Source organism: Streptomyces capoamus, from assembly GCF_014654935.1.
Classification (GTDB): domain Bacteria; phylum Actinomycetota; class Actinomycetes; order Streptomycetales; family Streptomycetaceae; genus Streptomyces; species Streptomyces capoamus.
This window is the reverse complement of the sequence record NZ_BNBF01000001.1, coordinates 379,604-382,672: the sequence shown is the minus strand read 5'-3', so window position 1 is coordinate 382,672 and position 3,069 is coordinate 379,604. Positions and strand designations below refer to the sequence as shown.

Here is a 3,069-nt window from a genome sequence, read left to right as displayed (position 1 = left end):
GCCGCAGTCGCCCGCGTCGCACCCCTTCTTGACGCCGAAGTGGCCCAGCTCGCGCAGGAAGGTGCGCAGGCACTGGCCGGGGCGCGGTTCCCGGTCGAACGCCTTGCCGTTGACCAGGTAGCTCATGGCGGGTCCCCGGCCGTGAGTTCGCGGCAGATCTCCGCGGCGAAGTGCCGTGTCAGATGCCGGCGGTGGTCCGGGGTCCCGTTGGGATCGGCGAACCAGACGTCGGCCGGCACGGCCTCGATGCTCTGCCGCAGGGCCCGGGCATCGGGCAGGGAGTCGAAGGCGATGCGGACCGGCCGCGTGGTGCCGGCGGTGACGGTGAGGAACAGCTGGCTCGCGTGCGGTCGCCGGGTGCCGACGAGGAACACCGTCGAACGGCCGAGCCGGGTCAGCGAGAAGCGACGGTGTGCGGTGCGTCTGCGCAGCGCGTGCTCCGGAATGGTGACGCGCCGCAGGAGCTCGCCGGGGGCGAGGACGTTGCGGTGGTCGCCCGTGACGAAATCGAGGGCGTCGACGAAGCGCACGGAGCCGTCGGCCGCCCACAGTTCGTACCGCGCCTCCAACGCTACCGTCAGGGTGATCATCGGACCGGCGGGCAAGGACAGGCAGATGTTGCCGCCGACGGTGGCCGCGTTCCACACCTTGAACGAGGACAGGAACGCCTCGCAGCTCGCCCGGAACAGGCTCCCCGGAGTCCGGTCCTCGGGCCAGGGAAAGGCGTACAGATCACGGACGGTGCAGGTGGCGCCGATCTCCAGCCCCTCGTCCGTGAGGACCAGGGGCTCCCAGTCCAACGCCGTCAGGTCGATCAGCCGCCGCAGGTCCGGCTGCTCCGTGGAATAGAGCCAGGTTCCGCCCGCGAGCCAGGCATCACCCTCGCGCCAGTCCGTGCCCGGCCGCTCGGACGGTCGCCGGACCACTTCGGTGACGGTGTTGAGGTCCATCGAAAACCGGCCTACGGGAGAACGGACCCAACGGAAAAAAAGGCGCTTTTGTCACAGCTTATCCCAGCGCGTGGTCCTCGCCCGCGGAACGCCGGGAAGTGGTCTGACGATCGTCGAGGCGGGCGGACCGGAGGTGCACTTCGCCGTGCCGACCGGACGCGCCGACCGGGCCGTACTTCTCCATCGCCTTGCCCCGGCTGCGGGGCCGTCTGCGAGCCGCGCAGGAAAGGCGCCCCGAAGCCCTGGTGCAGAGCGCCGGCGCCCCGGGCCGCGAGGCCCCGGTGCGGCGGAGCGTGATCGACGGCGCCGTCGGGCCCGGTCGGCACCGTGCCGCGGACCCCGGTCGGTGCGCTCGGAGCGACGTGCGCACACAGGGGCTTCGCCCCCCGGTCACCTGCTCTGACCGCCCCCGCACGGACGCACCGCGTCAGCCCGGTGGACCCGCCTTCCGGCGAGGTACGCGGCGGTGCCCCGGGCAGCGGCCCCGCGGCAGCCGTCGCGCGCAGGAGGTCAGGCCACCGAGAGAAAACCCTTGCCCCGGCCCGTGCCCGTCTCCAGCAGCTGGTGCGCCGTCGCCGCCTCGGCCAGGGGCAGGATCCGCGTCACCCCGGACCGGATCCGCCCCGCCGCGAGGAGGTGGAGGGCTTCGGCGAGATACGCACCGATCCGCTCGGGAGACCGGCGGGCGAGGTCACCGATGTTGCAGCCCGCGATGGTGCGGTTGCCCTTCCACAGATCCCGCACCGAGGCCGTCCACTGCGGGTGCCGACCGAGGTCTCCGTAGGCCACCACGCGGCCGAAGGGCGCCAGCACGGTCAGGCTCTGTTCCCGGATCGGGCCGCCGACGGGATCGAGGACCAGGTCCACGCCCCGGCCGCCCGTCACCTCGGCCGGCCGTTCCGCGAAGCCTTCGCGCAGGAACACTTCGTCGTAGCCCAGCTCCGCGGCGTACGGGATCTTGCCGGCCGAACCGACCGTGCCGTACACCCTGCCGGCCCCCGACTCCCGGGCCAGTCGGGCGGCCGCGAAGCCCACGCCTCCCGCCGCGGAGTGGATCAGCACGTCCTCCCCCTCGCGCAGACCGGCCTGGGACCCGCCGCCCCCGGAAGGACGGCGGGCCGTCGGGCGGTCAGGAGTCGAACGGGCCGGTCTGGAGGTCCTCTGCGTTCACCAGCACCCAGAAGTCGGTGGCGAGGCCTTGGAGTACGTACTCGTAGGGCAGATAGCCGTATCCCGCGTCGCCCCAGCCGGTGCCCCAGGAGTTCCGGATGACGAGGGCACCGGTCGTGTGCGTGCCGTCGTTGGGGTTGGTCACCACGCGATCGTCGGCGTACCCGACGGCAACGATGGCGTGCCCGCCGACGACATTCTCATGCCGTGTCGGGAAGGGAATGTCCCCGCCCGTGGCCTGCTCGATGCTGCTGTACACGGTGAACCCGAACATCGAGGGCAGCCCTGAGGCCAGGTGCGTCTTGATGTCGGTCAGCACCGTGCCCGGATCGGCATTCACCTGGTCCAAGCGGTAGTACACCAGGGCCTGGTAGTTCCCCGCGAAGGAATAGCAGAATGCCGAGGGCTCGACTTCGAACTTCCTGATGTCGTAGGGCCAGTACTTCTCGGGCGGAGCACCGAAGAGCGCGAGCGCCCCCATGGTGGCGCGCAGGGTGGCCCCCGTGTCGCCCTGCTGTTGCAGGAAGTCCCGGGTCGCCTTGTAGATGAAGAGCCGGGACGCGGGCGCATAGGAGCCGGTCGACTGGAGTTCGAAGTACGTGAGAACCCCGGCCGCCGCGTTCGCCGTGCACGATCCGAGCTGACCCTGGTCGAAGACCGGCGGGCACTTGGGCCGCAGATCGACGGCCTCCGGCACCGAGTCCGCCCGGGTCAGTGCACCCGTCACACCAAGGGCCTTCCCGACCAGCGGTGTGTCCTTCGTGAAGTCGCGGAGATCGGGATGGTCGGGTATCCACCCCATACCCTGAACGGGACCGTTCGCCTCAGCGGTCATGACGGCCTCCCTCTCTGCATTTTTCCTTGCTGCATTCCTGCTTGGCTGCATTCCTGCTCGGCCTGGTCCTGCTCGGTCGTCGTCAGGAGAGGTGTGAGAATCCGTCTGCACGGT

At 70.6% G+C, this 3,069-nt stretch carries 3 protein-coding genes; all 3 read right to left on the bottom strand.

Annotated features, from left to right (window positions below; translation table 11 throughout):
* Window positions 1–122: 122 nt before the first annotated feature.
* The gene (locus IE312_RS01790) at window positions 123–950 is read right to left on the bottom strand and encodes an FAD binding domain-containing protein (protein ID WP_189977606.1); all 828 of its coding nucleotides are present in this window, start codon (window positions 948–950) and stop codon (window positions 123–125) included.
* Window positions 951–1,460: 510 nt separating this feature from the next.
* Window positions 1,461–2,012, bottom strand: coding sequence for a zinc-binding dehydrogenase (locus IE312_RS01785; protein ID WP_189977603.1), 552 nt, complete (start codon window positions 2,010–2,012; stop codon window positions 1,461–1,463).
* A gap of 67 nt (window positions 2,013–2,079) precedes the next feature.
* Window positions 2,080–2,922, bottom strand: a complete 843-nt coding sequence (locus IE312_RS01780) for a C1 family peptidase (protein ID WP_229898875.1) — start codon at window positions 2,920–2,922, stop codon at window positions 2,080–2,082.
* Between the last annotated feature and the right edge of the window lie 147 nt (window positions 2,923–3,069).